The following is a 25,410-nucleotide window of genomic DNA, read 5'->3' on the forward strand; positions in this document are numbered from 1 at the left end:
CATGGGGGAAATTCGAAATGCAAAAGAATGATGGCATGAATTATGCACCAAAAGGGAAGCCGAACCTTGTCGTTCAAAAAGGGGAGTTTACCTTCGCCGCTATCGCATTGGATCATGGCCATATCTATGGCATGACCAATGGACTTCTAGAAGCAGGTGCGGAACTGAAATGGGTATATGATCAAGACCCAGCTAAAGTTGCTGCGTTCATTGAAAAGTTTCCTCAAGCGAAAGCAGCGGCTTCCGAAGAAGAAATCTTTCATGACCCTGAAGTGAAGCTGATCGCTGCGGCAGCAGTTCCTAGTGAGCGTGGTCCGCTAGGCATTCGTGCGATGGAGCATGGCAAAGACTATTTTACAGATAAAACACCATTCACTTCACTTGATCAGCTTGCAGCTGCGAAAGCGGTTGTAGAAGCAACTGGCCGTAAATATGCGGTGTACTACAGCGAGCGACTGCATGTGGAAAGTGCTGTTTTCGCAGGCCAACTGATTGAAGAGGGCGCAATTGGGCGTGTTGTTCAAGTCATCGGTCTTGGACCTCACCGCTTGAATGCACCAAGCCGTCCCGATTGGTTTTTCGAGAAGGACAAATATGGCGGTATTCTAGCTGACATTGGCAGCCATCAGATTGAGCAATTCCTTTACTATTCGGGCTGTAAGGATGCAAAAGTGGTTAGCAGTAAGGTAGCTAATTATCATGCGAAGGATTATCCAGAGCTTGAGGATTTCGGAGATGCAACACTTATTGGAGACAATGGGGCAACGAACTATTTCCGTGTAGACTGGCTGACACCTAATGGCCTAGGGACATGGGGAGATGGTCGTACATTAATCCTGGGTACTGAGGGTTACATCGAAATGCGTAAATATATTGATATTGCTCGTGATCCGCAAGGGGATCAGCTGTATCTGGTCAACCAACAAGGAGAGAAGCACTACAGTCTGCATGGACAAGTAGGGTTTCCATTCTTTGGTCAGTTAATTTTGGACTGCATACATCGTACGGAAAATGCAATGACACAAGCGCATACGTTTAAAGCGGCTGAATTGTGTTTACTTGCCCAAGCGCAAGCGGTTCGTGTGGAGTAGTTTTGCAATCTAACATTCGGGTAGTTAGCGGTAAATTCGCTAGCTGCCCTTTTTGTGTTTCCGTCGTCACGGTAGATCGTGGATAGAACATGGCGATCATGTTTAAATCTAGTGCTTTCCCTTCATACTAAGGAAAAAGGAGGGAATACGCGATGACAATGGATCCATCAAGACCTCTGATCGTTCAGAGTGATTTATCAATCCTCCTGGAAACGAATCATCCTGATTTTGAAAAGCTCCAGAGTAAACTGGCTCGCTTTGCTGATCTCGTGAAAAGCCCTGAGCATCTTCACACTTATCGGGTTACACCGTTATCGTTGTGGAATGCGGCTGCAGCCGGAATGGGGTTGGAAGAGATGACAACCTGCTTGCAGCTCTATGCCAAATTCGGTGTACCCTCATCTGTTCTTAGCACGATTCGAAAATATACAAAACGGTACGGCCTTTTACGCATGTTGCATGTGGGGAAGGAACTTTTCTTAGTCAGCGAGGATACTGTCGTATTTAAAGAAATATGTGCCTATGATTCCTTGCAACAATATCTGCAGGATACCCGAGGTGAACGGGCTATTGCTATTTCACCGAGCTATCGGGGGATTCTGAAGCAAGAACTGATGAAACTCGGCTATCCAGTAGAGGATTTGGCCTCATACCGCAGCGGCGAATTTTTGAAGATTCCTTGGCGAGATGATGATCAGATGGAGGAGCCGTTCCAGCTGCGTGATTATCAAAAGCAAGCTGTAGATGCTTTTCAACAGGTGGGTCACGGTGGGAGTGGTGTTCTAGTGCTTCCTTGCGGAGCGGGAAAAACGGTGGTCGGGATTGCGGCAATGGCGAAAGCAAGCTGTGCTACACTCATCCTTACATCCAATGTGACTTCTGTGAAGCAATGGAAAAGAGAAATTTTAAGTAAAACCGGGCTAACGAGCGATCAAGTCGGTGAGTATAATGGCACGACGAAAGAGATTAGACCAGTCACCATTGCTACCTATCAAATTCTAACGCATCGCGGGAGCAAGGAGGCTGATTTCTCACATTTGCGGCTATTTAGCGAAAGGGAGTGGGGCCTCATTATTTATGATGAGGTTCACCTTCTGCCTGCCCCTGTTTTTCGAGCGACTGCGGAGATACAAGCGACACGTAGGCTCGGCTTAACAGCTACCCTAATCAGAGAAGATGGCTTAGAAGGTGATGTCTTTTCTTTGGTCGGGCCTAAGAAGTATGACATGGCGTGGAAGCAACTTGAAACGATGGGATGGCTTGCGAAGGTTACCTGCCAAGAAGTGCGCGTACCACTTTCTATTCAGGACCGTGATCGTTATTCTGCCTCTGAAGCTAGGCACCAGTTCCGAATTGCTGGGGAGAATACAGCGAAGCTGGATGTTATTGATCATTTGTTGAAGCTTCATCCAGATGAGCCGACGCTAATTATCGGTCAGTATATTGATCAACTCGAACAGATTGCCGTTCATACAGGTGCACCTATGATCTGTGGAAGCATCCCTCACGAACGGCGTGAGGAGCTCTATGAGCGATTCAAAAAGGGGCAGCTTCCGCTGCTCATTGTCTCTAAAGTAGCGAATTTCGCTGTTGATCTCCCCGATGCAGCGATTGCCATTCAAGTTTCAGGAAGTTATGGCTCGAGACAGGAAGAAGCTCAGAGACTCGGTCGTATCCTGCGGCCGAAACGGAATGGAGAAAATACTGCCGTCTTCTATTCACTCGTAAGCACAGACACGAAGGAGCAGGATTTTGCCATGAAGAGACAGTTATTTCTTGTGGAGCAGGGCTATCAATATGAGATCTCAAGCTGGGATCAAGAGCTAAGCGTGGAGGTAGGCATAGAAAATGAAGTATGAGCACGTGGAAAGGAAAATGCCGGGCTCCTTAAGAGAAGTCATCATAAGACAACCGTGGTGCGCGGCATTTTCAACAACGAATTCAACATTAGGTGAGGTATTGACGTCACCTGCTCATTTACGCGAACTTTCTAGTGAGCTTACATGGGATGAGAAGCGCACGCTGCGTCTTGTGTTGTCAACATTTGGCTGTCAGCCTTTTACGAAGGAGCGGTTGGAAAAAGAAGCGGTGCTCCAAATGGCTGGAGCGCAAATAAGCTTAGGTTTGTGGGGGCTCCGTCGATATGGGGTCATTGTTGCTTTTCGTAAGTCATGGGGAGACCAGCTGCTCATGTTACCAGAAGATGCCTTTGCTGTGTGGCAACAGGTTCTATTCCCTATATCAATAAATCCCTTTAAAGGGTCAGAAAGTCAACTTGAACCTCTAAGTTTAGGGGAGATTGGCGAATATGTGGGAGGCATTGAGGAAGAAGAAAGCCGCCAAATAAATCCTAGAGGGTTAGCACAGCAATTGTTTCTTTTCATGGTCAGTTGTACGCGGCAGAATGCACTTCCCCTTACGAATAAAGGAACCTTACATAAGAAGTTAATTCACAAGCTTACTGAACATGTGAGTCTGCCCAAAAGAATAATCACGATGTCTGGACTTACGTATGCCTTTACAGACGTTTATGACGAGCCTGCCGCGTTGATGCTGGAATTGGCGTTACAGATGGGGTTTGTTTACAAAAATGAATGGGGTAACAGTTTCCTGATTCATCAGCGAAACTTTGAGGCGTGGCTGCAAGGCACATATGAACAACAGCAATTGCAGTTGTATCACATTTGGCGGCAGGCCTTAATTCCCGCACCCGTTTGGTTAGAGCATGGAATTGCCTTCATGGAGAGGTGCACTTCTCAGCAGTGGTATAGTATGAATGAACTAACCCAAGCCATTTTGGCTTGTTGTTCAATCTCCCGAAAAACAATGGACGAGACCTCGCTGCAAGAGGATGTACTGACGGTTTGGATGAAGCCATTAGCCTCTTTTCGTTTTATTGAATTGGCGCAGGATCAGGGAGAGGATCTGTGGTTCAAATGGCTCATCAACCCTCAGCGCATTGCCGATGCCAATCAAGGTTTAGACAGAGAGTCGTCACTCAAAAGTAACCCGACCCCAACGCTCTACGTTCAGCCCGATTTTGAAGTACTTCTACCTCCAGACGCGTCCCTTTACCTGGAATGGCGAATTGCGATGTTCAGTGACCTCCTGAACTCCGATGTTGTACGTACCTATCGTTTGACCAAGGAAAGCTTTCGACGGGCGTTAGACCATGGACTGAAGAGCGCTGAAGTGATTCAATTATTGAAAGACAATGCTTACTATGAAATTCCTGAACAAGTGATTATTACTTTAGAACAGTGGGAAGAGCAAAAGGATAAGCTCTATATGCAAGAGGTTACGCTGCTTCGCTGTCAATCTGTGGAAGTGGCGGAAGCACTGATTCGGAATGAAAAGTGCCGTATGTTGCTCGGTGAGCGCATTGGTGACTCTCATTTTATTATTTCACGTGAGCATGTAAAAGATGTGACCAAGTGTTTGGAAGCAATGGGCTTTCATCCTAATCAAATTGCGAATATGTCTGTGGAAAAGGATGACGTGTTTCCCTCCTTGTCGGAGCCTGCCGCAGGCCTTTGCTACTCGCGAGATACGATTCAATTATATGAAATTGATCCTTATTTGCCCCAGCCGGAGGAACATTATCCAGATATACAGCAGATCCCTGTTAGCTGGATCAAGGAGCTTCGCGACTATCATGCTTCTACACGGAAGGATATGATTCGTAAAGCCATCGAATGGAAGAGTGTGCTGCAGTTGAGAAAAGAGGGGCGCGATTGCTTCATTATCCCTCGTATGCTGCGAGAAGATCGGACAGGTTGGATTCTAGAAGGTTGGGAAGAATATCAGGAGATTGCTTGGGCTAGCGAGGATTGGAACGAGATGAAGCTGATATTGCCAGGAATCAACGATGGAGGTGTGAGAGAAAAGGAAGAAACTCTTGGCGAACTGTGATATGATAGAAGTGTTATAGACTTTTTCGCGAGGAAGGATGGGGTTGTCGTAATGTTACAAACAATGGAAACAGAAACACTCGATATGTCGGCTATCCTTATGCAGGCCTACGATATGGGGGATATGATTAATTCTTCTGCGGAAGTTGCAGATTATTTATATTGGAAGACCGCCGTTGAGAACAGCAAGGAAGTTAAAGATTTGCAAGCTGTTTTTGCTAGAAAGAAAGATGCTTTTGAGGAATGCGAGCGTTTTGGTCATTACCACCCAAGTTATCACGAAGCATTAGCTGCTGTGAATGACGTACAGGAGAAGCTGCATGCCGTGGAAGCTGTCCGTAAATATAAAGAAGCTGAAGATCGTTTGGACGACTTGTTGTTTACAGTTTCCACGACGATCGCTCATGCTGTATCGGATTCGATTAAAGTTCCGAGTAACAACCCGCTGCCAACGGGAAAAGGCTGCAGCTCCGGTGGAAGCTGCAGCGGGAATTGCGGTTAACACTCATCTACAGGCGGAAATCAGGTCGGATGCGTCCGACCTCGGTTCCTTGCCAATTGTGGACAGCAGGCGTATGGAATGTCGCGAGCTCGCTGACTTCGGCTTCGGAGAGATAGTGAAGCTGCTTCAGCGCTTCGATGACCGCGGGATACAGAGCACGAATATTTCCGTCTTCCACTTTTAAGACGAAGCCGATTGCCAGCTCAGGTATGGAGAGAGCGAAGATGCCTTCGGCGCCCATTTTACCAATGATTCGTCCTTTGGTTACCTCGATTAATCGCGTATCGAAGCGGTCGCTTCCTGCGAGGAATTGAGGATATTTTCGCACAGCCTCGACAATTCTCTGGCAAGCGTTTGCACGCCCCTCAGATAGCCCTTCAGGGCTGCCCAAACGGGCAAAAGCAAGGGCGAGACGGTTGATCGGCATGCCGAACACGGGGACGCCGCAGCCGTCAATACCTAGTTCGATCTGCTCCTTCGGCACATCTGACATGGCGCTCACAGCATCTAACATGAGGACTTGAACAGGATGCTCTGGACTCATGTACGTATCTGGTGAAGCACCCAGATGGCTGTTAAGGGATAGCATACCCGAATGTTTGCCCGAGCAATTGTTATGCAAGGTTGACGGGGATTCTCCCCGTTCGCGCATCGCCTGTGCAGTTGCTGCGTGGTACGGCTCGTGCGCACCGCATTGCAGGTGCTTAGCGTGATACCCGAGCTTGCCCAGTATGCCTCGGGCCGTGCTCACGTGCTCGGCTTCCCCATTGTGGGAAGCACAGATAAGGGCAATTTCGGCTTCAGTCAGGCCGAAATGATCAGCAGCGCCGGATTCTATGACCGGCAGCGCTTGAATGAGCTTCGCCGTTGAACGGGCGAAGGTGAGTAGCTGTGGATCGCCTGCACCGTGCAGGAGCGTTCCTTGGGTGTCCACGACAGCGAGGTGGATGCGATGTATGCTTTCCGTTATATGTCCGCGAGACACGCGGACAATAGTGTCTGATGGCTTCATGTTGTGAGATCACTCCATACTAGGATTATTGAAAAGAGGTTGCAATCATGATGATTGAGCGAAGCGGATTAATCATTTGGGTGAACGATATTAAAGCCGCCAGAAATTTGGAGCGGTTCGGTTCCCTTCATTACATATCCAAGAAAATGAATTATGCAGTTCTTTATATACATGCGAGCAAATTGGAAGAAACCACACGCAGCCTGCTCAAGCTGCCTTACGTGAAGAAGGTAGAGAAATCATACCGTAATGAAATTAAAACGGAATATAGTAGTGACGTGCCTGACAAAACTAGATTTTACACGCTTTGAGGCTGCAGTGCAAAATGAAAGCTTCGCGAGAAGCTTTTTTCTTTTTTTTTGGTTATTTGAAACCCTTGCCATTCAAGTTGGTGTGTCATCTCAGTAAGTTTTCTCAATTTTCCGAAAATTAGGCATAGTTTGCTGACTTCATAAATACTTATTAATAATTTTATATATTCTTCCATGGGAAAAAAAGTTATAATGTAGTAAAATATAACTTACAAAGCTTCTGGGAGTAGGTATTGGGTCCCATTTGAATTAGGAAAGGGGATGTGATCATGAAAGATAAGGTGATGGGGCGATGGAGTACTTACGAACCATTCTTCGTACAGCTGGGCGATAAGAAAGTAGCGGATATCGTGATCACGAATCATGCTAAGCTAAGATGGAGTGATCGCATTTCAAGCGATAACAATTCACTAGAGGAAATTTGCGCTTTTCTTTGGGAGAAGCTTAAAAATGATAGCATGGTGCCTTATTATCGGAATGAAGAAGACGTATATCTGATTGATGATGATTTAGTAGTTGTGGCCGAATTCTCACATCTGGAGCACGAGACAGATCTTGTTGGCAATCCCTTACACAAAATGATTATCGTTACCTTTCTAGGAAAAATGTCAGAGACCATGGAGCTGCGTGATTTAAAATCATACTATTCCTGGTTGAGGCACTCTCGTCGTATGACATTGATTAAGAATAGCCGCAAACGTCGCTAATCATGGAATTCATCAGAGTATGTCTAGGTGGACATACTCTTTTTTGGCGTTCTTGATGGACTGCACGGGTTCGATTTCATATAATGGAGCTAAGAGAGGCGGTATTCCATGGCACTTAACTTTCATCAATTACATATTTTCTATACCGTAGCGGAAAAAGGCAGTTTCTCACATGCAGCCGGTGCGTTACATATGACCCAGCCTGCAGTAACCATGCAGGTACAATCTCTTGAAGATTACTTCGGCGTAAAGCTCTTTCATCGCAGCACGAAGAAGATTGAATTATCCGAGGCGGGACGAGCACTGCTGCCTTTCGCCAAAAATAGCATTGAGCTGATTCGTGACACGGACGTTGCCATGTCCAAGTTTACAATGATGATTGAAGGACGGCTTCAATTAGGTGCTAGTTTGACGATGGGGGAATATATACTGCCTCGCCTCCTAGGCCCCTTCAGCAAGGACTATCCGAACATTTCCGTCTCGATGAAAGTGATGAACACAGCGCAGATCCTGGATGAGGTGCTTAGTCACCAACTCAATTTCGGTCTTGTTGAGGCACCAATCCATCATCCAGATGTCCATACAGAACCGATTCTAAGCGACGAACTGCGTCTCATCGTTCCTTCGGACCATCCGCTGGCGGATGCCCCGTTGGTTACCCTGGAGGAGTTGTTGAAGTATCCTTTTGTTTTGCGTGAACAAGGCTCTGGTACGAGAAGGGTTATGGAGGAAGAGTTTGCGCGATGCAACATGGATTGTTCCACGATGAAGATTGTCATGGAACTAGGAAGCACGGGAGCAATTAAATCCGCTGTTGAAGCGGGGTTGGGTATATCTATTTTATCGCAATCTTCGGTCAAGCATGAGGTAACGCTAGGACTCTTTAAGGTGAAGAAAATCGAGAATATTACATTTGAGCGCAGCTTTTATGCGATCTATCTAAACTCGACCTTGCTGCCAATTTCAGCAGTAAGCTTCATGACCTTTTTGCGACAAGAAGATTTAAGTCGGTTTCTATAACAGTGGGGGATATCATGGAGAATCGAAGGGAAGCAGACTTACACTCACATACAACGGCTTCAGATGGGACGCAATCGCCAAGAGCGAACGTTCAAATGGCTATAGACGCAGGTCTAAGTGCAATTGCGATTACCGATCATGACACCATTTCGGGGGTTGCGGAAGCGCTAGAGGCAGGTTTAGAACTGGGCATTGTCGTAGTCCCTGGCGTTGAAATCTCAACGGTTGCGAATGGCCAAGATATTCACATTCTCGGTTACTACATGAACATTGAGGATGAACGATTTTTACAGAGATTGTCCTCTCTACGGGATACGAGAGATATTCGTAACGAGATGATTATTGCGCGGTTACAGGAATTGGGCATTGAAATTACGATGGATGAAGTCCTGAAAGAAGTAGCAAATGTAAAACGCAAAGGGGACACGGTAGGGCGGCCACATATTGCTGCTGTCCTTTTGAATAAAGGCTATGTAAGTACGATTACGGAAGCTTTCGATCGCTATTTGGCTACAGGGGCTGCTGCGTACGCTAATCCACCTCGAATAGAACCTGCAACGGCGATTACTTGGATTCACGAGGCTGGCGGCTCTGCGGTGCTTGCACACCCAGGTCTCTATCAGGATGATGCTCTGGTTGAGGCCATTACTACGCAAGGTATAGACGGCATTGAAGTGTATCATGCTGATCATTCACCTGTAGATGAGGAAAGATATAAGATCCTTGCTGAGCGTAAGGGGCTGTTGATGACCGCGGGATCTGATTTTCATGGTGTACGCGGCGGTGTTGCGTTCCATGCAGCAATCGGTTCTAAACGCATTGGCATGGATGTCGTGGAGCGTTTACAATCTTTGAAGGGGGAACGTGCATGAAGAAAATTCGCAAAGCTATTATACCGGCGGCAGGATTAGGGACTCGCTTCTTGCCTGCAACCAAAGCGCAGCCCAAGGAAATGCTGCCTATTGTGGATAAACCAGCGATTCAATATATTGTCGAAGAAGCGATTGATTCCGGTATTGAGGATATTATCATTGTCACCGGGCGTAACAAGCGTGCAATTGAAGATCATTTTGACAAGTCGGTCGAGTTAGAGATGATGCTTGAAGAAAAGGGAAGCACCCAACTGCTGGAGATTGTGAAGTCGGTATCCAATCTTGCGGATGTACACTATATCCGTCAGAAACAGCCGCTTGGCTTAGGCCATGCTATTCTTTGTGCGCGCAAATTTATCGGAGATGAGCCGTTCGCTGTTCTGCTGGGGGATGATATTCTTCAATCTTCTCCGCCAGGTCTTAAACAGATGATGGATATTTATGAGCAAACAGAAACCTCCGTCATTGCGGTTCAAGAAGTACCTTGGGCGGATGTTAGCAAGTACGGCATTATTTCTCCCGCGTCGAGCCGTGCACATTATCGCTTGATTGAGGATCTGGTAGAGAAACCTGATCGTGATCAAGCACCATCGAATTTAGCGGTAATCGGTCGTTATATCATTATGCCTGAAATTTTCGGCATACTGGAGAAGCAAGAGCCAGGCCGCGGCGGTGAAATTCAATTAACAGACGCTTTGCGCGTATTGAATAAAGAGCAGCAGATGGCTGCATATCTCATGCAAGCGAAGCGGTATGATGTGGGGGACAAGCTGGGGTATATTGAAGCGACGATTGAGCTCGCCTTACAGCGTCCCGATCTGCAAGAGCAAGTTAGGGCCTATCTACTTGCATTAGTTAAGCAATGGGAGTAGTTTCAGCCTCTACATGACATGAAAACCTATCGAGATGTAGAATCCCGATAGGTTTTTTGGCATGTCTATTTAATTGTCACTTTCAATTGCTTGATCTCTTCTTCTTCCGGTGTTACATACAGCGTTTTTTGATTCACATAAATGACAAAGCCGGGCTTCGAGCCGTTTGGTTTATGAACATGCTTAATCGTTGTGTAATCCACAGGAACTTGACTGGAATTTTTGGCTTGACTGAAGTAGGCAGCTAGCTGCGCTGCTTCAAGCAAGGTGGTGTCGCTGAATTCGCCGCGTATGACGACGTGGGAGCCAGGTATATCCTTTGTGTGCAGCCAGGTATCCATGGATGATGCCAGGCGGTTCGTCAGATATTCGTTCTGCGTATTGTTTTTCCCCACATAGATAGGCACGCCCTCGCTCGATTCGTAGCAGGCTAAAGCGGGTTTATCTTTTTTCTTTTTCTTACGCTGCTTCTTATTGCGGTCACGCACATAGCCTTGCTCCATAAGTTCATCGCGAATTTCTTCTATATCCGGCAATGAGGCGACACCCAATTGTTGGAGCAGCGTGGTGAGGTAAGTAATTTCTTGATGCGTTTGAGTGATTTGTTCCTCTACGATAGCCGTGCTGTTTTTCAATTTCGTATATTTTTTAAAATAGCGCTGTGCGTTCTCCGCAGGTCCAAGGAGGGGGTCTAGGGTGATGGTGATCATCGCCTGATCTTCCTCATAGTAATTGATGGCTTGGACGGACTTGTCACCCTTCTTAATCGTATGAAGCGAAGCGGTTAATAGCTCGCCTAGGATTCGGAATTTATCCGCATCTTTGGAGTCTTCAATCGTATCTTGGAGCTTTTCCAGTTTTTTTACATTTTTATTGACTTCATTCTGTAAAAACTTCAATAGGTCGGATACACGCTGTTTAACTGTATCTCGTTCGGCCTTGTCGCCATAAAATTGTTCCAAACACGCACTTGGCGTTGGATAGGATTTCGTGGTACCTACGATATGCGTGAGCGGCGTCATCGCAAAGCTCAGCTTGCCGTTCGATGCTTGTTCCACAATAACCGGTTCGTAACGATTCTCGCGTGTGGCCGTCATGATTTCGCTGAATGATTGCCATAGTGCGGATGTTTCAGCTGTCACGTTTCGTTGCTTGCTGCGGTACACAATTTCTTTGGCAATCAAGGGGCTAAGCCCGCTGAATGCAGCAACCAATTGCTGCTCGGGTTGGATTGGCGCTGCATCTTCCTCGTGCGATTGCGTGTTTGCTAGCGATTGTTCAAAAGCTTCAGCATCCACTTCTAGTGGATTGTGCTTGTCCTGCTCCGGCGGTGCCACATACTTGCTGCCTGGCATGACAACACGATAAGAGCTAATAGCTGGTGTAACATGATGAATACCATCGAGTATCGTGTCTGTTTCAGGGTCGAGGAGGATAATATTGCTATGGCGCCCCATGATTTCCACAATAATATGCTTGAGGGAGACATCACCTAGTTCGTCACGATGACGAATTTGGAAACGAATGACCCGTTCCATGCCAATCTGCTCTACGGCTTCAATGACCCCGCTCTCGCAATATTTGCGAAGAAGCATGCAGAACATGGGGGCATCCATTGGATTTATAGATATTTGCTCTGTTGTTTGAACGCGTGGATAGGTAGGGTTAGCAGAAAGCAGCAGTTTCACGTTCTGCCGTTGGGTGCGAATTTGCAGGACAATATCATTTTCGCTCGGTTGATGAATTTTATTAATTCGGCCTCCTACATACATTTGAAGCTCGTGAACAATTGCATGAAGGACGAGTCCGTCTAAAGCCATGATGCATACAACTCCATTCTTTGGGGCTAGTTGTCTTTCGCGACTGTATTTCGCAACCAGTTCGTTGGCTGACAACGTTGCTAATCTCTATGATGCCATACTTTTCACAAAAACTTAAGGGGCTCTGGGAAGGAAAGATGATTTCAGGGATATTTTCCTGCTTGTCTGAATACAAATACGTATAAGCGTGAGACAAGATCAAGTGGATGTGGGAGGGAGAAGGGCGGATGAGTCAGAATAAGTGGTACCAGTTGAACTCGGAGGATGTCTTGCAATTGCAGCAGGTGGATATACAGCAAGGATTGCCCTGGGAAGAAGCTTGGAAGCGTCAGGCTGAGGTAGGGCGAAACGAGCTCTCAGAGGGGCAGCGTGTATCACCAATTACACTGCTCTTAAATCAATTTAAAGATTTCATGGTGCTGGTCCTATTGGGGGCGACTCTAATATCCGGCTTGCTAGGTGAATATTTAGATGCGATTACGATTGTCGTCATTATTGTGATGAATGGGATTCTGGGTTTTACCCAAGAATTTCGAGCGGAACGCTCACTTCGTGCACTGAAAGAGCTGTCTGCACCTAATGCGAATGTTTGGAGAGAAGGGGCTGTACATCAAATTCCTGCTCGTGATCTGGTTCCTGGTGATATTGTATTCCTTGAGAGCGGAGACAGAGTCCCGGCGGATGTGCGTTTTCTAGAGACCAATGGTGTCTATATCGAGGAGTCGGCCTTAACCGGGGAGTCCATTGCTGTTAGTAAAACGATTGCTTCTATTCCTCATGATGAAGTACCGCTGGGGGATCAGCGTAATCTGGGCTTCATGGGGACGATGGTTTCTCGTGGCACAGCGAAAGCAGTTGTTGTTCGAATCGGGATGGGCACGGAAATGGGGAAAATTGCTGACCTGATTCAAAATACCGAATCCATGGAAACGCCTCTGCAGCACCGTTTAGAACAGCTGGGTAAAATTTTAATTATCGTCGCTATTGCGTTGACTATTCTTGTTGTAGTAGCAGGTATTATGCATGGACAACCACCATATGCCATGTTCTTGGCTGGCGTCAGCTTAGCCGTTGCGGCTATCCCTGAGGGGCTCCCTGCGATTGTAACGATTGCATTGGCTCTAGGTGTACAACGAATGATTAAGCGCAAAGCTATCGTTAGAAAGCTCCCTTCCGTTGAAACATTAGGTTGTGCTTCCGTCATATGCTCAGATAAAACAGGAACGCTAACGCAGAACAAAATGACAGTCACTCATTTGTGGGTCGGCGGTGATGTGCTAGAGGTAACGGGAGACGGTTATGCGCCGGTTGGCAACATTCTGTTAAGTGGCCAGCATACCGATGTGCATAAGCATCCTTCCCTCTCGAAGCTACTTCATGTGTCAGCTCTTTGTAATAACGCAACCTTAATTGAAGAGAAGCAGGAAACGAAGCGAAAAAAAGGGAAAGAGGGCGCAGAGGGTTCTACTTCCATTTGGAATATCAAAGGGGATCCAACCGAAGGAGCATTAGTCGTTCTGAGTGCCAAGAGCGGAATTACCCAAGGTTCGCTCCGTGAAAAATATAAAAGAATTGCTGAATTCCCTTTCGACTCGGAGCGTAAACGGATGTCCGTTCTCGTGTCCTCTGAAAATGGCCGTATGGCTTGTACGAAAGGGGCACCGGATGTATTGCTGCAGCATTGCAGCTACATTCTGTGGGAGGGCAAAGTCATACCATTCACCTCTACCTTGAAGCAAAAGGTCATCTCAGCGAACGAAGGCATGGCCAAATCAGCACTGCGTGTGTTGGGTATTGCTTATAAAGAACTTAAAGCGAGTGATCGGTTTGAGGATCATGAGGATGTCGAAAATGGCTTAGTCTTCGTAGGTTTAACCGGTATGATTGATCCTCCGCGTAAGGAAGTGCGTGATGCGATCTCCAAATGCCGTAAAGCTGGCATTAAGACGGTTATGATTACAGGTGATCATCAAACAACAGCTGAAGCTATTGCGAAGCAGTTGGGTATGATTCCAAGCAACGGTGTAAGCATGAGCGGTCAGCAGATCGGCCAGCTTTCGGATGATGAACTCGATGCCAAAGTCAACGATACTTACGTCTATGCGAGGGTATCCCCAGAGCATAAGCTTAGAATCGTTAAATCGTTGCAACGTAATGGGCACGTTGTTGCTATGACAGGTGATGGGGTCAACGATGCACCAGCGATTAAAGCAGCGGATATCGGGATTGCAATGGGGATTACGGGCACGGATGTATCGAAAGAGGCCTCATCTTTAATTCTTAGCGATGATAATTTCTCAACCATCGTTGCAGCGATTGAAGAGGGACGCAGTATTTATGAAAATATCCGTAAATTCATTCGTTATTTGCTGGCATCCAACGTAGGGGAGATTATGACGATGTTTATCGCCATGATGGCGGGACTTCCGCTCCCGCTCGTGCCCATTCAGATTTTGTGGGTAAACTTGGTCACCGATGGTCTGCCTGCCATGGCGCTTGGTGTAGATCAGGCAGAGAAAGACTTAATGCAGCATAAGCCGCGTTCAGCGAAGGAAAGTATTTTTGCAAGACGCTTAGGCTGGAAAATTATTTCCCGAGGTATACTCATTGGGGTTTGTACACTAGGTGCCTTCTGGCTCATCTTACGTGTGAATCCATCCGATGCAGATACGTTATTGAAAGCGCAAAGCGTCGCGTTTGCTACCCTAGTTATGGCGCAGCTCATCCATGTGTTTGATTGTCGCAGCTCACGTTCCATTTTCCACCGCAATCCGCTGCAAAATAAGTACTTAGTGCTTGCTGTATTATCATCGCTCATTCTTATGCTCGGCGTTATGTATGTGGATGCGTTGCAACCGATCTTCAAAACCGTTCCACTGGGCTGGAAGGACTGGATTCTCGTTCTTATCGCAGCGGGTATACCGACGTTCTTTATGGGCTTGGGCAGTGTATTGTCGCCAAAACGCAACAAAGGCTCCAGAGGATCGAGAGGTTCAAGCGCTTCTGTGTACAGTAAATCTTCGAAGCCGAGTTTTAGATAAGGAAAGTGAAAGAAGCTGCCGTGAGGCGGCTTTTTTCTTGTAATGCAAGATGTGGCGATTTCGCGACTATGACCGTGCTTTGAGGGGGTAGGGCTATGCATACCAGCGATTTTACGCTATGATAATGGCTAAACCGCACATAGGGGTGCTTGACATGAATTTTACGAAAATGCATGGACTTGGCAATGACTTTATCGTCGTAGCCGGAGAGAAAGAGCTGCCTGCCGGGGCTGACCAGCTGGCTATTCAGCTGTGTAATCGATTTTTTAGCATCGGTGCTGACGGCGTCGTCTTTATTCTTCCTTCCGAAAAAGCAGATTTTCAAATGCGCATTATTAACTCAGATGGGTCAGAAGCCGAACAATGTGGCAACGCGATCCGCTGTGTTTCCAAATATGTGTACGACCATAAGTTGATTGATGCAACAGAAATTACGATTGAAACCATTGGTGCTGGTGTACAGAAAGTTCAAGTGCACGTGCAAGATGGTAAAGTTGTGACCGCTCGTGTGGACATGGGAGAGCCCATTCTTCAAGGACTTCAAGTGCCAACGACGGTAGATGCCAACGCGGTGATCGATTACCCGATTGAAGTAGATGGCAGATCGTTTCGTTTCACGGCAGTGTCCATGGGGAACCCGCATTGCGTCATTTATGTTGAGGATGCAGTGAATTTTGACCTCGCTACATGGGGGCCGAAGCTTGAAGCACATCCGATGTTTCCGCGTAAAATAAATGTCGAATTCGCGACCGTTCGTGACCGTGCTTATACGGATATGCGGGTTTGGGAGCGAGGCGCTGGGCCAACGCTAGCTTGCGGAACGGGCGCGTGTGCTACGCTAGTTTCCTCAGTGCTGAATGGTTTGTCGGATCGTGAGGCGACGGTTTCACTTAAAGGTGGAGACTTGTTCATCGAGTGGCTGGAAGCGGATAATCACGTCTATATGACGGGACCTGCAGAAGAAGTATTTGCAGGCAAACTATAAGAATATAGGCTTTTACATGTCGGATAGATAGGGGAAATGACGCATGAAATTGGATCTTCGTACCGCGCTGCAACGGGAGATTTTGACCGGTGACGGCGCAATGGGGACATACTTATATCAGATGGGATTTCCCGTCGGCATTTCATATGAAGAATTGAATTTGCTTAGACCTGAAACGGTCGCTGACGTGCACCGCCGTTATTTCGAGGCAGGTGCTCGTCTTATTGAAACGAATACGTTTTCGGCGAATCGGGAGAAATTGTCGAAATATGGGTTGGAAGGCGACGTTGAAGCCATCAACCGTGCTGGTGTTGAATTGGCTCGGAATGCGGTAGGTGACGACGCTTATGTCGTGGGGGCTATCGGCTCTATTCGTGCTGGCAAGCGCAAAAACGTACGGACTTCCGACGTGGAGGAGTCGCTTCGAGAGCAAATCAGCATTTTGTTAGACTCACCCGTGGATGGGTTATTGCTGGAGACCTTTTATGATTTAGAAGAGTTGCAGCTAGCCTTGCGGATTATCCGCAGTATGAGCGGACTTCCTGTGATCTGCCAGTTTGCGAATGAAGGTACAGGCAGTACGCAAGACGGCGTACCGTTGCAAGAAGCTTTCCTGCGGCTGCGTGATGAAGGGGCTGACGTGATTGGCTTTAACTGCCGCGTCGGTCCGAACGGAATTCTCCGCTCGATGGAGAAAATCGCGCCGATTCCTGGCATTCCATTCTCGGCGTTTCCAAACGCAGGTTTGCCCGACTATGTAGACGGGCATTATACGTATGCAGCGACGCCGAAGTACTTCGCCGAAAGCGCGTTGCGCTTCGCTGATCTAGGCGCGCGCATCATTGGCGGCTGCTGCGGCACAACGCCGGAGCACATCGCTGCTGTGGCGAAGGCGCTGCAGGGCTACGTGCCGGCTGCGCCTGGCACAATCCCTTCGGGAGCTGCGGCGATTGTGCTCGAGCCGGCACCGGCGAAGCCTGCGCCGCCGGCAGGCATCCCTTCGCTGCTGGACATCGTGAAGCAGCGCAAAACCGTCATTGTCGAGCTCGATCCTCCGAAGGATCTCGACATTGAGAAGTTCATGCAGGGGTCGAAAGCCCTGCAAGATGCGCATGTCGACGCCATTACGATGGCCGACAATTCCCTTGCCGTGACGCGCATGAGCAACCTGGCCCTCGGCTACCTCGTGCAGGAGCGTTTGGGCGCGCGTCCGCTCATTCACATCGCGTGTCGGGATCGCAACATGATTGGGACACAGTCCCATCTCATGGGCTTGCACGCGCTGGGCATAGACCACGTGCTGGCCGTGACCGGCGATCCCGCCAAGTTTGGCGATCTCCCGGGGTCCAGCTCTGTGTACGATCTGACTTCATTCGAAATTATTCGAATGATCAAACAGCTCAACGAAGGCATAGCCTTCTCCGGTAAACCGTTGAAGCAGAAGGCTAACTTCGTCGTTGGTGCGGCATTCAACCCGAATGTGAAGCATTTGGATAAAGCCGTTCAGCGCTTGGAGCGCAAGATTGAGGCAGGCGCAGATTATATCATGACGCAGCCCGTGTACGATGCGAAGCTCATTGCAGATATTTATGAAGCGACCAAGCATTTGCAGATTCCTATTTTCATCGGTATCGCCCCGCTTGCTAGTGGTGGCAATGCCGAGTATCTGCACAATGAGGTTCCAGGTATTCGGTTATCGGACGAGGTTAGAGCACGGATGGATGGCTTGAAAGGTCCAGAAGGTCGTGCCATGGGTGTTGAAATTGCTAAAGAATTGCTGGATACGGCGATGCAATACTTTAATGGTATTTATCTGATGACTCCTTTTCTGGCCTATGAAATGTGCGTAGATCTGACGAACTACGTGTGGGAAAAGTCGAAAAGGCATGATTTCCACTTGTACCCACTTTCAAAATGAATTAAAATAGGGTAATGGATGTGATTAGAATGATTTGCAGTATGACCGGGTTCGGACAAGCGAATCGTTCTTTTGCGGGATACAACGTGTTTATCGATGTGAAATCGGTCAATCATAGGTATAGTGAAGTGTCTATTCGTTTGCCTAAGGAATGGGCAGCTTTTGAGGACGCTTTGAAGAAAACGGTATTGCATGCTGTGAAGCGAGGACGTGTAGACGTTTTTATCACAGCAGAACGTGAAGCGGCTTCCCCGAAGAACGTAACGGTTAATTATGCTTTGGCAGATGCTTATCTGGAAGCGGCCGAGCAGTTGAAGCAGCGGTATGGGATTACGGGTCAGGTAGAACTCATTGATTTATTGAGACTTCCTGAGCTGATTCAAATGAAAGATGTACGTCAAGAGCTTGATGACGAGATCGAACAGGAGCTATGCGCCTGTTTGCAGGAGGCTGTCACGCAGTTATCTGTGATGAGACACCGCGAAGGTGAAAACTTAGAGCAGGATATTCGTGAACGGCTAGCCGAGATGAAGCGAATTCATCTGGAATTAGAAACGTTAGCTCCTCAAGTGGTTCAGGAGTATGCGACGAAGATGACCATTCGTATTCAAACCCTCGTTCTCGATGGAATACCTGTGGATGAGCAGCGCTTAGCGACTGAGATTGCGCTCTTCGCAGATCGTTCTAACGTGGATGAGGAATTAACTCGTCTGAAGAGTCATTTCGGGCAATGTGAATCATTGCTGGTAGACAAAGAGCCTGTGGGCCGAAAGCTGGACTTCTTGATTCAAGAAATGAATCGAGAAGTGAACACGATTGGATCCAAGTCCAATCATTCCGAGCCTACGGCGAGAGTGATTGCGATGAAAGCAGAGCTTGAGAAAATGCGGGAACAAATACAGAATATCGAGTGAAGCTTGCATGCGCTTCGCGAGGAGGAAGTCCTAGATGGCTATCAAATTAATCAATATTGGGTTCGGCAACATCGTATCGGCGAACCGCATTATCTCGATCGTGAGTCCAGAATCAGCTCCGATCAAGAGAATCATTCAAGAAGCGCGTGATCGTCACATGCTGATTGACGCTACATATGGTAGAAGAACCCGTGCCGTTATTATCACGGACAGCGATCATGTGATTTTGTCGGCAGTACAACCAGAGACGGTAGCGCATAGACTTTCGAATAAGGACGATGATCATGACGAGTAATACGAACACTCTTGAGCGTGAGAGAGGTATTCTGATTGTTTTATCCGGCCCTTCTGGTGTCGGCAAGGGCACCGTTTGTGCGGCGCTGCGTAAAGTTGCTCCGGATATTGTCTATTCGGTATCAGCTACGACACGTTCTCCTAGACAAGGTGAAGTAGATGGCGTTAACTATTTTTTCAAAACGCGTGAGCAGTTTCAGCAGTTGATTGAAACCGATGAAGTGCTGGAATGGGCTGAATATGTAGGGAACTTCTACGGAACGCCAAGACGTTTTGTTGAAGAAACACTGCGTTCAGGTCACGATGTTATTTTGGAGATTGAGGTGCAGGGTGCACTTCAGGTCAAACAGAAGTTTGACGAAGGTGTTTTTATTTTCTTGCTGCCGCCTTCTCTGGATGAGCTAGAGAATCGTATCGTTACACGAGGCACGGAAACGGACGAAGTCATTCGCAGCCGGATGTCAGTGGCCATCGATGAGATTCGTTTAATGGAACACTATGATTATGCCATTGTGAATGATCATGTGGATACCGCGTGTGCTAAGATTCAAGCCATTTTATCGGCTGAACATTGCAAAAAAGATCGTATGTTTCCCAAAATCGTACAATGGATGGATGAGGTGAATTGAATGTTATACCCTTCAATTGATAAACTGCTTGATATCGTGGACAGCAAGTACTCCCTGGTTGTAGCTGCTTCCAAAAGAGCTAGATCCCTGCGTGATGGTGCAAAATCCGATTTAAAAGGTCAGAAGGCTCACAAACATGTTGGTCTAGCGTTAGAAGAGCTTTACGGTAATTACATCGGTTATGAGAAAATCAACACAAACGAGAACGAGAAATACGCGAAGAAATAAACCGCCTTACCCAACAACCCTTGTGGTTGTTATTTTTTTCTCATTTGGTATTTCGAAAGGGGATTCCCATGGGTGTTTTGCAGGGTAAAACGATTGTACTCGGTGTCTGTGGAGGCATTGCGGCGTATAAGGCCGCGGCATTAACGAGTAAATTAACACAAGCTGGGGCTGTTGTGAGGGTTATTATGACACGCTCCGCGGTGCAATTCGTTGCGCCGTTAACGTTTCAAACCCTGTCGCGGCATCATGTGTTTGTCGATACCTTCGATGAGAAGGATCCTTCAGTTGTGTCTCATATTAATTTGGCGGACAGCGCAGATCTCGTGCTGATCGCGCCAGCTACGGCCAATACGATCGGCAAGCTCGCCTTAGGGCTGGGTGATGACATGCTAAGCACGACATTGCTTGCGACTATGGCACCGATCTGGGTGGCGCCGGCGATGAATGTGCATATGTACGCGAATCCAGCTGTACAGACGAACATGGAGACGTTGCGTCGCCGCGGTGTTCGTTTTATCGAGCCTGGCGAGGGGCAGCTTGCCTGTGGGTATGTGGGCAAAGGGCGTCTTGCTGAGCCGGAAGAGATTTTTGCAGCGGTTGAGCGTCATTTTCAAGGGGAGGCGGGGCTCTTAACGGGCAAACGCGTCCTAGTGACGGCCGGAGGCACGGTCGAACGTCTGGATCCGGTTCGTTATTTGACTAATGATTCTTCAGGCAAAATGGGCTATGCCATTGCGGAAGAAGCGGTACGCATGGGGGCAAAAGTAACCCTAGTGTCAGGGCCGTCGGCCCTAGCCGTACCTGAAGGTGTTCAGCTTGTTCCTGTGCAGTCTGCGCTGGATATGCGCGAAGCAGTGTTAAGCAGGCTGGGGGAAAGCCAGCTCATTATTAAAGCAGCGGCTGTAGCCGATTATCGTCCGGCAGTGGTTGCCGAGCAGAAAATCAAAAAGAAGGCAGATTCTTTCACGCTGGAGCTGGTGAAGAATCCGGATATTTTGCAGGAAATTGGTACACTGAAAACAGCGAAACAGTTCGTCATTGGGTTTGCTGCGGAAACAGAACGCTTGGATGAGCATGCGATGGACAAGCTGAAGCGCAAAAATTGTGACCTTATCGTAGGTAACGATGTGTCTCAAGAAGGCGCAGGCTTTGGCGGGGATACGAATGTCGTTCGCTTCTACGATCAGAATGGGCTGGTACAAGCGCTTCCGATTCAAAGCAAATGGGATGTTGCACGTAAACTGCTTGAGCTTGCTGCAGAACGAATGGCTGCGACTGCGGGGGAATCCTGATGTACGCCAAAGTCATTGTCGATGTCCCAGCTAAGCAAACGAATCGGGCGTTCGACTATGAAGTGCCGCCAACTCTGCGTAAGTGGGTCGAAGTCGGCAGCCGAGTAGGTGTACCTTTTGGACCACGCGTTCTGCAAGGGTTTGTGGTCGAACTGCAAGAGGAAACGGAAGTAGACGCAAAGCGCATCAAGCCGATTCAAAATGTATTGGATCTGGTTCCACCTCTGACAAGTGAACTTGTCAGTCTTGGACGTTGGATCAGTCGCATGTATATGTGTCATGAAGTAACGGCTCTGCAGGCTATGCTTCCTGCGGCACTTAAAGCGAAATATGAACGTGTCATTATCGTAGGGGATGAATCTGAGGATCAATCTCTTCTCGATATGCCGGATATTGAAGCTATTATTAGCTTTGTGAAGAGTAAGGAATCGGTTTCCATGGACGTGTTGTTGGAGCGGTTTTCAAAGGAAGGCGCTCTGATCAAAGAACTGTTGTCATCGGGCAGGCTTACGGAAGTTCAGCTAGTGAAGGACAGGATGAATGCCAAAAAGGCGCTAACCGTATTTCCACCTGCAGGTGGTCGTGGCTTGGAAGAGGCGCTTGCCGAACTTCCGGCCAGAGCGAACAAGCAGAAGGATGTACTGCGATATTTGATCGAACACCCGCACGCTATTCGCTTGACGGAGCTGATGGAAACGATTGAGGTCGGAGCGAGCACGGTCAAAAGTTTGGCGGATCGCGGCTGGATCGAGCTGCGCGAAGTGGAAGTGATGCGCGACCCGTACAGCGGGCGCGCTTTCACAAGGACGAAGCCGCTCACCCTGACAGAGGAGCAGAGCGGCGTGTTTGCGCCTATCCGCGATGCGGTGGCAGAAGATCGCCATGAAGTGTTTCTGCTCCACGGGGTGACGGGAAGCGGCAAGACAGAGGTATACTTACAATCCATCCAGCAATGCTTGGATATGGATAAGGAAGCGATTGTTCTTGTGCCGGAAATTTCATTGACGCCACAGATGGTCGAGCGTTTTAAAGGGAGATTCGGCGACCTTGTTGCTGTTCTGCATAGCCGCTTATCGAACGGCGAGCGATATGATGAGTGGCGTAAAATTACCCGCAAGCAGGTGAAAGTCGTCATCGGCGCACGCTCGGCGATTTTTGCTCCTTTTACGAATATTGGCTTAATTATTATAGATGAAGAGCATGAATCCTCGTATAAACAAGAAGAGAGTCCCAAATATCATACCCGTGATGTGGCTGTTCAAAGGGCGAAGCAGCAAGATGCGGTTGTGGTACTTGGCTCCGCTACACCATCTCTGGAGAGTATAGAGAAAACGAGACGCCGGAGAGATCGCCCTAAACCTCCTTTTACATTGCTGACCATGAAAGAGCGTGTTGCGAGCAGACCTATGCCGCCTGTGACGATTGTGGATATGCGGGAGGAGCTGAAAACCGGCAATCGGTCAATGTTTAGCAGATCTTTGTATAAAGCGATCGAAGAACGGTTACACAAGAAAGAACAGACGGTATTGCTGCTGAATCGACGCGGGTATGCGACATTTGTGATGTGCCGAACGTGCGGTTTCGTTTCGCAGTGTCCGCATTGCGACATTTCATTAACGTATCACCAAAGCTCACATGCGCTGCGTTGTCATTATTGCGGTTATGCAGAGCGTGAAGTGAAGGAGTGTCCGAGTTGTCAGTCCGAGCATATTCGCCATTTTGGGACCGGGACGCAGCGTGTCGAGGAAGAACTGAGCAAGATATTTCCTGGTATTAGGGTCATTCGCATGGATGTGGATACGACGACTGAAAAGGGCTCGCATGAGAAATTATTGACGATGTTTCGTGAGAAACAGGCGGATGTTCTTTTGGGGACGCAGATGGTGGCAAAAGGGTTGGATTTCCCCGATGTTACCTTAGTTGGGGTTATCGCGGCGGATACCGTGCTGAATATACCTGATTTTCGCTCCGCTGAGAGGACGTTCCAGCTGTTAACACAAGTTGCAGGTCGAGCGGGACGGCATGAGAAGCAAGGGGAAGTGTTTGTGCAAACGTACACTCCTGACCATTACAGTGTGCAATATGCAAGTCATCATGACTATATCGCTTTTGCCAATCATGAAATGGATATTCGGGCAAATTTGGGGTATCCGCCTTATCAAAGACTGATTTTAATTACGTTCTCACACGAACAAGTCCCCCTCTTGGTGCGCATGGCGGAAGCCTTTGTTACACGGTTGAAAGAGATCGCTCTTCCGTATACGAGGCAGCAGGTAGACTTGTTTGCGGATGCGGTAACGATGGATTCATCTTTTCATTTTGACGTGTTAGGACCTGTGGCCTCGCCTATTTCCCGAATCAAAGATAGATATCGATTCCAATGCGTGGTAAAATATCGTGGGGAAGATAGAGCTGCAGAAATCGTTGGGAAGACAGTAGCTTGGTTTGAGGAGCGCTCAGCCAAAGAAAAGCTGCTAATAAGCGTGGATGTTGACCCGCAATATTTGATGTAAGAACCCCCTAATCGAGACGACTTAAAGGTAGGTGCACATTCATGGCTATTCGTATTATTGTTAAAGATCCAGATCCTGTGCTGCGCGAGAAAGCGATCACAGTTACGAAATTTAATTCCAATCTGCATAAATTGCTTGATGATATGGCAGATACGATGTATGAAGCGGAAGGCGTTGGTCTTGCTGCTCCACAGATCGGTATTCTGAAGCGTGTAATCGTCATGGATTGCGGCGAAGAGCATGGCGGTTTGATCGAAATGGTGAACCCAGAGATCGTCGTATCCAGCGGTGAGCAAATGGGGCCAGAAGGCTGTTTGAGTATTCCTGGTCTTCGTGGCGATGTGCTTCGTGCGTTGAACGTAACGGCGAAAGGGCAAGATCGTCATGGCAATCCGATTGAAGTTACGGGCACAGAGCTGCTAGCTCGTTGTATTTTCCATGAGATTGATCACTTAAATGGCGTATTGTTTACGGATCTTGCGGTCAAAACGTATACAGCTGATGAAGAAGAGGAAGAAGAAGCGTGAATATTATTTTCATGGGTACGCCGGATTTCGCAGTTCCCTCCTTGCGTGTACTCTTGGAGGAAGGCTATAACGTGACAACTGTTGTCACGCAGCCGGATCGGCCGAAAGGACGCAAACGCGTCCTTACGCCTACACCAGTGAAGGTAGAGGCCGAGAAGCATGGCATCCCGGTTCTTCAACCCGTGAAGCTGCGTGAGGCGGATTCCGTAGAGCAGCTTCGCCAGCTTGCGCCAGATTTAATCGTAACAGCGGCTTATGGTCAAATTTTACCGAAATCGGTATTAGATTTGCCTAAGTATGGCTGCATTAATATTCATGCATCGCTGCTTCCGAAATATCGGGGAGGAGCGCCGATTCATCATGCTGTGATGCGAGGTGAGGCCGAAACAGGCGTTACCATCATGTATATGGCGGTTGGATTGGATACGGGAGATATGATCTCTCGTGTTGAACTTCCGATTGAGGATACGGATACGACAGGGATGTTGTTTGACAAACTGAGTATAGCTGGGGCTGATTTGCTAAAGCGGACGCTGCCAGATTTACTGGCCGGTCGGATCGAAGCTGTTCCTCAGAATGAGGCTGATGCGATCTATTCCCCTAATATTCGCAGGGAAGATGAACTTCTGGACTGGTCACGTTCAGCAACGGAGCTGTGGAATCATATTAGAGGTTTAAACCCTTTTCCTGGTGCGTATACCTATTGGAATGGGGAAGTGTTGAAGGTATGGGCGAGCTTGAAGCCGACGCAAACAGGCAAGGAGCAGTCTGGCGCAGCGCCAGGAACCGTGCTTAGCTGCAGCGAGCAAGGGATTGAGGTCATGACGGGAGCAGGCACATTGTGGCTAACGGAGATTCAACCTGCTGGCAAAAAGGCGATGCCTGTATCGGAATTCATTCGCGGAGCGCAAATTCCTGTGGGTACCGTACTGGGGAACGCGTAAAGTAGTG

General features: G+C 48.0%; 22 protein-coding genes. 20 read left to right on the top strand and 2 right to left on the bottom strand.

Going from position 1 to position 25,410, the window contains the following annotated elements:
- Window positions 1–17: 17 nt before the first annotated feature.
- The 4 genes from AC58QT_RS02335 to AC58QT_RS02350 all read left to right on the top strand — a co-directional run bounded on the left by AC58QT_RS02335 (window position 18) and on the right by AC58QT_RS02350 (window position 5,504).
- The gene (locus AC58QT_RS02335; RefSeq protein WP_497407530.1) at window positions 18–1,091 is read left to right on the top strand and encodes a Gfo/Idh/MocA family protein; all 1,074 of its coding nucleotides are present in this window, start codon (window positions 18–20) and stop codon (window positions 1,089–1,091) included.
- A 152-nt stretch (window positions 1,092–1,243) separates the two neighbouring features.
- Window positions 1,244–2,950 (top strand): DNA repair helicase XPB, encoded by a 1,707-nt coding sequence (locus tag AC58QT_RS02340; protein ID WP_497407531.1) that lies wholly within the window; start codon window positions 1,244–1,246, stop codon window positions 2,948–2,950.
- Window positions 2,940–5,003 (top strand): helicase-associated domain-containing protein, encoded by a 2,064-nt coding sequence (locus tag AC58QT_RS02345; protein ID WP_497407532.1) that lies wholly within the window; start codon window positions 2,940–2,942, stop codon window positions 5,001–5,003. The genes AC58QT_RS02340 and AC58QT_RS02345 overlap by 11 nt, the downstream gene beginning before the upstream one ends.
- Before the next feature lie 51 nt (window positions 5,004–5,054).
- The gene (locus tag AC58QT_RS02350) at window positions 5,055–5,504 is read left to right on the top strand and encodes a YlbF/YmcA family competence regulator (RefSeq protein WP_497407533.1); all 450 of its coding nucleotides are present in this window, start codon (window positions 5,055–5,057) and stop codon (window positions 5,502–5,504) included.
- Window positions 5,505–5,511: 7 nt separating this feature from the next.
- On the opposite strand, the gene AC58QT_RS02355 is transcribed toward AC58QT_RS02350, so the two are convergent.
- Window positions 5,512–6,516 (bottom strand): asparaginase, encoded by a 1,005-nt coding sequence (locus tag AC58QT_RS02355; RefSeq protein WP_497407534.1) that lies wholly within the window; start codon window positions 6,514–6,516, stop codon window positions 5,512–5,514.
- A gap of 47 nt (window positions 6,517–6,563) precedes the next feature.
- Here AC58QT_RS02355 and AC58QT_RS02360 point away from each other — a divergent pair, with 47 nt between their 5' ends.
- The 5 genes from AC58QT_RS02360 (at window position 6,564) to galU (ending at window position 10,298) form a co-directional block, all read left to right on the top strand.
- Window positions 6,564–6,827, top strand: a complete 264-nt coding sequence (locus AC58QT_RS02360; RefSeq protein ID WP_056612401.1) for a YlbG family protein — start codon at window positions 6,564–6,566, stop codon at window positions 6,825–6,827.
- Between the two features lie 269 nt (window positions 6,828–7,096).
- A complete protein-coding gene (locus AC58QT_RS02365) occupies window positions 7,097–7,534 on the top strand; it encodes a hypothetical protein (RefSeq protein ID WP_056612399.1) in 438 nt (145 codons plus the stop codon).
- Window positions 7,535–7,642: 108 nt separating this feature from the next.
- On the top strand, window positions 7,643–8,554 hold the full coding sequence (locus AC58QT_RS02370; RefSeq protein WP_497407535.1) for a selenium metabolism-associated LysR family transcriptional regulator: 912 nt from the start codon (window positions 7,643–7,645) through the stop codon (window positions 8,552–8,554).
- A 14-nt stretch (window positions 8,555–8,568) separates the two neighbouring features.
- A complete protein-coding gene (locus AC58QT_RS02375) occupies window positions 8,569–9,426 on the top strand; it encodes a PHP domain-containing protein (protein WP_497407536.1) in 858 nt (285 codons plus the stop codon).
- A complete protein-coding gene (galU, locus tag AC58QT_RS02380; protein ID WP_497407537.1) occupies window positions 9,423–10,298 on the top strand; it encodes a UTP--glucose-1-phosphate uridylyltransferase GalU in 876 nt (291 codons plus the stop codon). The genes AC58QT_RS02375 and galU overlap by 4 nt, the downstream gene beginning before the upstream one ends.
- A 65-nt stretch (window positions 10,299–10,363) precedes the next feature.
- Here galU and AC58QT_RS02385 read toward each other — a convergent pair whose 3' ends face one another.
- Window positions 10,364–12,118 (bottom strand): Rqc2 family fibronectin-binding protein, encoded by a 1,755-nt coding sequence (locus AC58QT_RS02385; RefSeq protein WP_497407538.1) that lies wholly within the window; start codon window positions 12,116–12,118, stop codon window positions 10,364–10,366.
- 227 nt (window positions 12,119–12,345) lie between these two features.
- On the opposite strand from AC58QT_RS02385, the gene AC58QT_RS02390 reads away from it, so the two are divergent.
- The 11 genes from AC58QT_RS02390 to fmt all read left to right on the top strand — a co-directional run bounded on the left by AC58QT_RS02390 (window position 12,346) and on the right by fmt (window position 25,403).
- Window positions 12,346–15,159 carry a calcium-translocating P-type ATPase, SERCA-type gene (locus tag AC58QT_RS02390; protein ID WP_497407539.1) on the top strand — a complete coding sequence of 938 codons (2,814 nt, stop codon included), beginning with the start codon at window positions 12,346–12,348 and terminating at the stop codon, window positions 15,157–15,159.
- A 154-nt stretch (window positions 15,160–15,313) separates the two neighbouring features.
- A complete protein-coding gene (dapF, locus tag AC58QT_RS02395) occupies window positions 15,314–16,144 on the top strand; it encodes a diaminopimelate epimerase (RefSeq protein WP_497286499.1) in 831 nt (276 codons plus the stop codon).
- A 43-nt stretch (window positions 16,145–16,187) separates the two neighbouring features.
- On the top strand, window positions 16,188–18,062 hold the full coding sequence (locus AC58QT_RS02400) for a bifunctional homocysteine S-methyltransferase/methylenetetrahydrofolate reductase (RefSeq protein WP_497407540.1): 1,875 nt from the start codon (window positions 16,188–16,190) through the stop codon (window positions 18,060–18,062).
- Window positions 18,063–18,091: 29 nt separating this feature from the next.
- Window positions 18,092–18,976, top strand: a complete 885-nt coding sequence (locus tag AC58QT_RS02405) for a YicC/YloC family endoribonuclease (protein WP_497407541.1) — start codon at window positions 18,092–18,094, stop codon at window positions 18,974–18,976.
- Between the two features lie 34 nt (window positions 18,977–19,010).
- On the top strand, window positions 19,011–19,271 hold the full coding sequence (remA, locus tag AC58QT_RS02410; protein ID WP_009672664.1) for an extracellular matrix/biofilm regulator RemA: 261 nt from the start codon (window positions 19,011–19,013) through the stop codon (window positions 19,269–19,271).
- On the top strand, window positions 19,261–19,899 hold the full coding sequence (gene gmk / locus AC58QT_RS02415; protein WP_310227269.1) for a guanylate kinase: 639 nt from the start codon (window positions 19,261–19,263) through the stop codon (window positions 19,897–19,899). The genes remA and gmk overlap by 11 nt, the downstream gene beginning before the upstream one ends.
- Window positions 19,900–20,127, top strand: coding sequence for a DNA-directed RNA polymerase subunit omega (rpoZ, locus tag AC58QT_RS02420; RefSeq protein ID WP_497407542.1), 228 nt, complete (start codon window positions 19,900–19,902; stop codon window positions 20,125–20,127).
- 68 nt (window positions 20,128–20,195) lie between these two features.
- Complete coding sequence (coaBC, locus tag AC58QT_RS02425) at window positions 20,196–21,419, top strand: bifunctional phosphopantothenoylcysteine decarboxylase/phosphopantothenate--cysteine ligase CoaBC (RefSeq protein ID WP_497407543.1); 1,224 nt, start codon at window positions 20,196–20,198, stop codon at window positions 21,417–21,419.
- Window positions 21,419–23,932: a primosomal protein N' gene (gene priA / locus AC58QT_RS02430; RefSeq protein ID WP_497407544.1), complete on the top strand. Its 2,514-nt coding sequence runs from the start codon at window positions 21,419–21,421 to the stop codon at window positions 23,930–23,932. The genes coaBC and priA overlap by 1 nt, the downstream gene beginning before the upstream one ends.
- 41 nt (window positions 23,933–23,973) lie before the next feature.
- Complete coding sequence (gene def, locus AC58QT_RS02435) at window positions 23,974–24,459, top strand: peptide deformylase (protein WP_310227275.1); 486 nt, start codon at window positions 23,974–23,976, stop codon at window positions 24,457–24,459.
- On the top strand, window positions 24,456–25,403 hold the full coding sequence (gene fmt / locus AC58QT_RS02440) for a methionyl-tRNA formyltransferase (RefSeq protein ID WP_497407545.1): 948 nt from the start codon (window positions 24,456–24,458) through the stop codon (window positions 25,401–25,403). Before def ends, fmt begins: the two co-directional genes overlap by 4 nt.
- Window positions 25,404–25,410 lie beyond the last annotated feature (7 nt).

The organism is Paenibacillus sp. J31R109, assembly GCF_059692055.1.

Bases quoted from the DNA above. Each gene is read 5' to 3' on its own strand.
- def (WP_310227275.1), top strand. From the start codon at position 23,974: ATGGCTATTCGTATTATTGTTAAAGATCCAGATCCTGTGCTGCGCGAG.
- AC58QT_RS02360 (WP_056612401.1), top strand. From the start codon at position 6,564: ATGATGATTGAGCGAAGCGGATTAATCATTTGGGTGAACGATATTAAA.
- rpoZ (WP_497407542.1), top strand. From the start codon at position 19,900: ATGTTATACCCTTCAATTGATAAACTGCTTGATATCGTGGACAGCAAG.
- AC58QT_RS02345 (WP_497407532.1), top strand. From the start codon at position 2,940: ATGAAGTATGAGCACGTGGAAAGGAAAATGCCGGGCTCCTTAAGAGAA.
- AC58QT_RS02350 (WP_497407533.1), top strand. From the start codon at position 5,055: ATGTTACAAACAATGGAAACAGAAACACTCGATATGTCGGCTATCCTT.
- AC58QT_RS02355 (WP_497407534.1), bottom strand. From the start codon at position 6,516: ATGAAGCCATCAGACACTATTGTCCGCGTGTCTCGCGGACATATAACG.
- coaBC (WP_497407543.1), top strand. From the start codon at position 20,196: ATGGGTGTTTTGCAGGGTAAAACGATTGTACTCGGTGTCTGTGGAGGC.
- AC58QT_RS02365 (WP_056612399.1), top strand. From the start codon at position 7,097: ATGAAAGATAAGGTGATGGGGCGATGGAGTACTTACGAACCATTCTTC.
- dapF (WP_497286499.1), top strand. From the start codon at position 15,314: ATGAATTTTACGAAAATGCATGGACTTGGCAATGACTTTATCGTCGTA.
- priA (WP_497407544.1), top strand. From the start codon at position 21,419: ATGTACGCCAAAGTCATTGTCGATGTCCCAGCTAAGCAAACGAATCGG.
- AC58QT_RS02370 (WP_497407535.1), top strand. From the start codon at position 7,643: ATGGCACTTAACTTTCATCAATTACATATTTTCTATACCGTAGCGGAA.
- AC58QT_RS02400 (WP_497407540.1), top strand. From the start codon at position 16,188: ATGAAATTGGATCTTCGTACCGCGCTGCAACGGGAGATTTTGACCGGT.
- remA (WP_009672664.1), top strand. From the start codon at position 19,011: ATGGCTATCAAATTAATCAATATTGGGTTCGGCAACATCGTATCGGCG.
- galU (WP_497407537.1), top strand. From the start codon at position 9,423: ATGAAGAAAATTCGCAAAGCTATTATACCGGCGGCAGGATTAGGGACT.
- AC58QT_RS02405 (WP_497407541.1), top strand. From the start codon at position 18,092: ATGATTTGCAGTATGACCGGGTTCGGACAAGCGAATCGTTCTTTTGCG.
- AC58QT_RS02390 (WP_497407539.1), top strand. From the start codon at position 12,346: ATGAGTCAGAATAAGTGGTACCAGTTGAACTCGGAGGATGTCTTGCAA.
- AC58QT_RS02385 (WP_497407538.1), bottom strand. From the start codon at position 12,118: ATGGCTTTAGACGGACTCGTCCTTCATGCAATTGTTCACGAGCTTCAA.
- gmk (WP_310227269.1), top strand. From the start codon at position 19,261: ATGACGAGTAATACGAACACTCTTGAGCGTGAGAGAGGTATTCTGATT.
- AC58QT_RS02340 (WP_497407531.1), top strand. From the start codon at position 1,244: ATGACAATGGATCCATCAAGACCTCTGATCGTTCAGAGTGATTTATCA.
- AC58QT_RS02375 (WP_497407536.1), top strand. From the start codon at position 8,569: ATGGAGAATCGAAGGGAAGCAGACTTACACTCACATACAACGGCTTCA.
- AC58QT_RS02335 (WP_497407530.1), top strand. From the start codon at position 18: ATGCAAAAGAATGATGGCATGAATTATGCACCAAAAGGGAAGCCGAAC.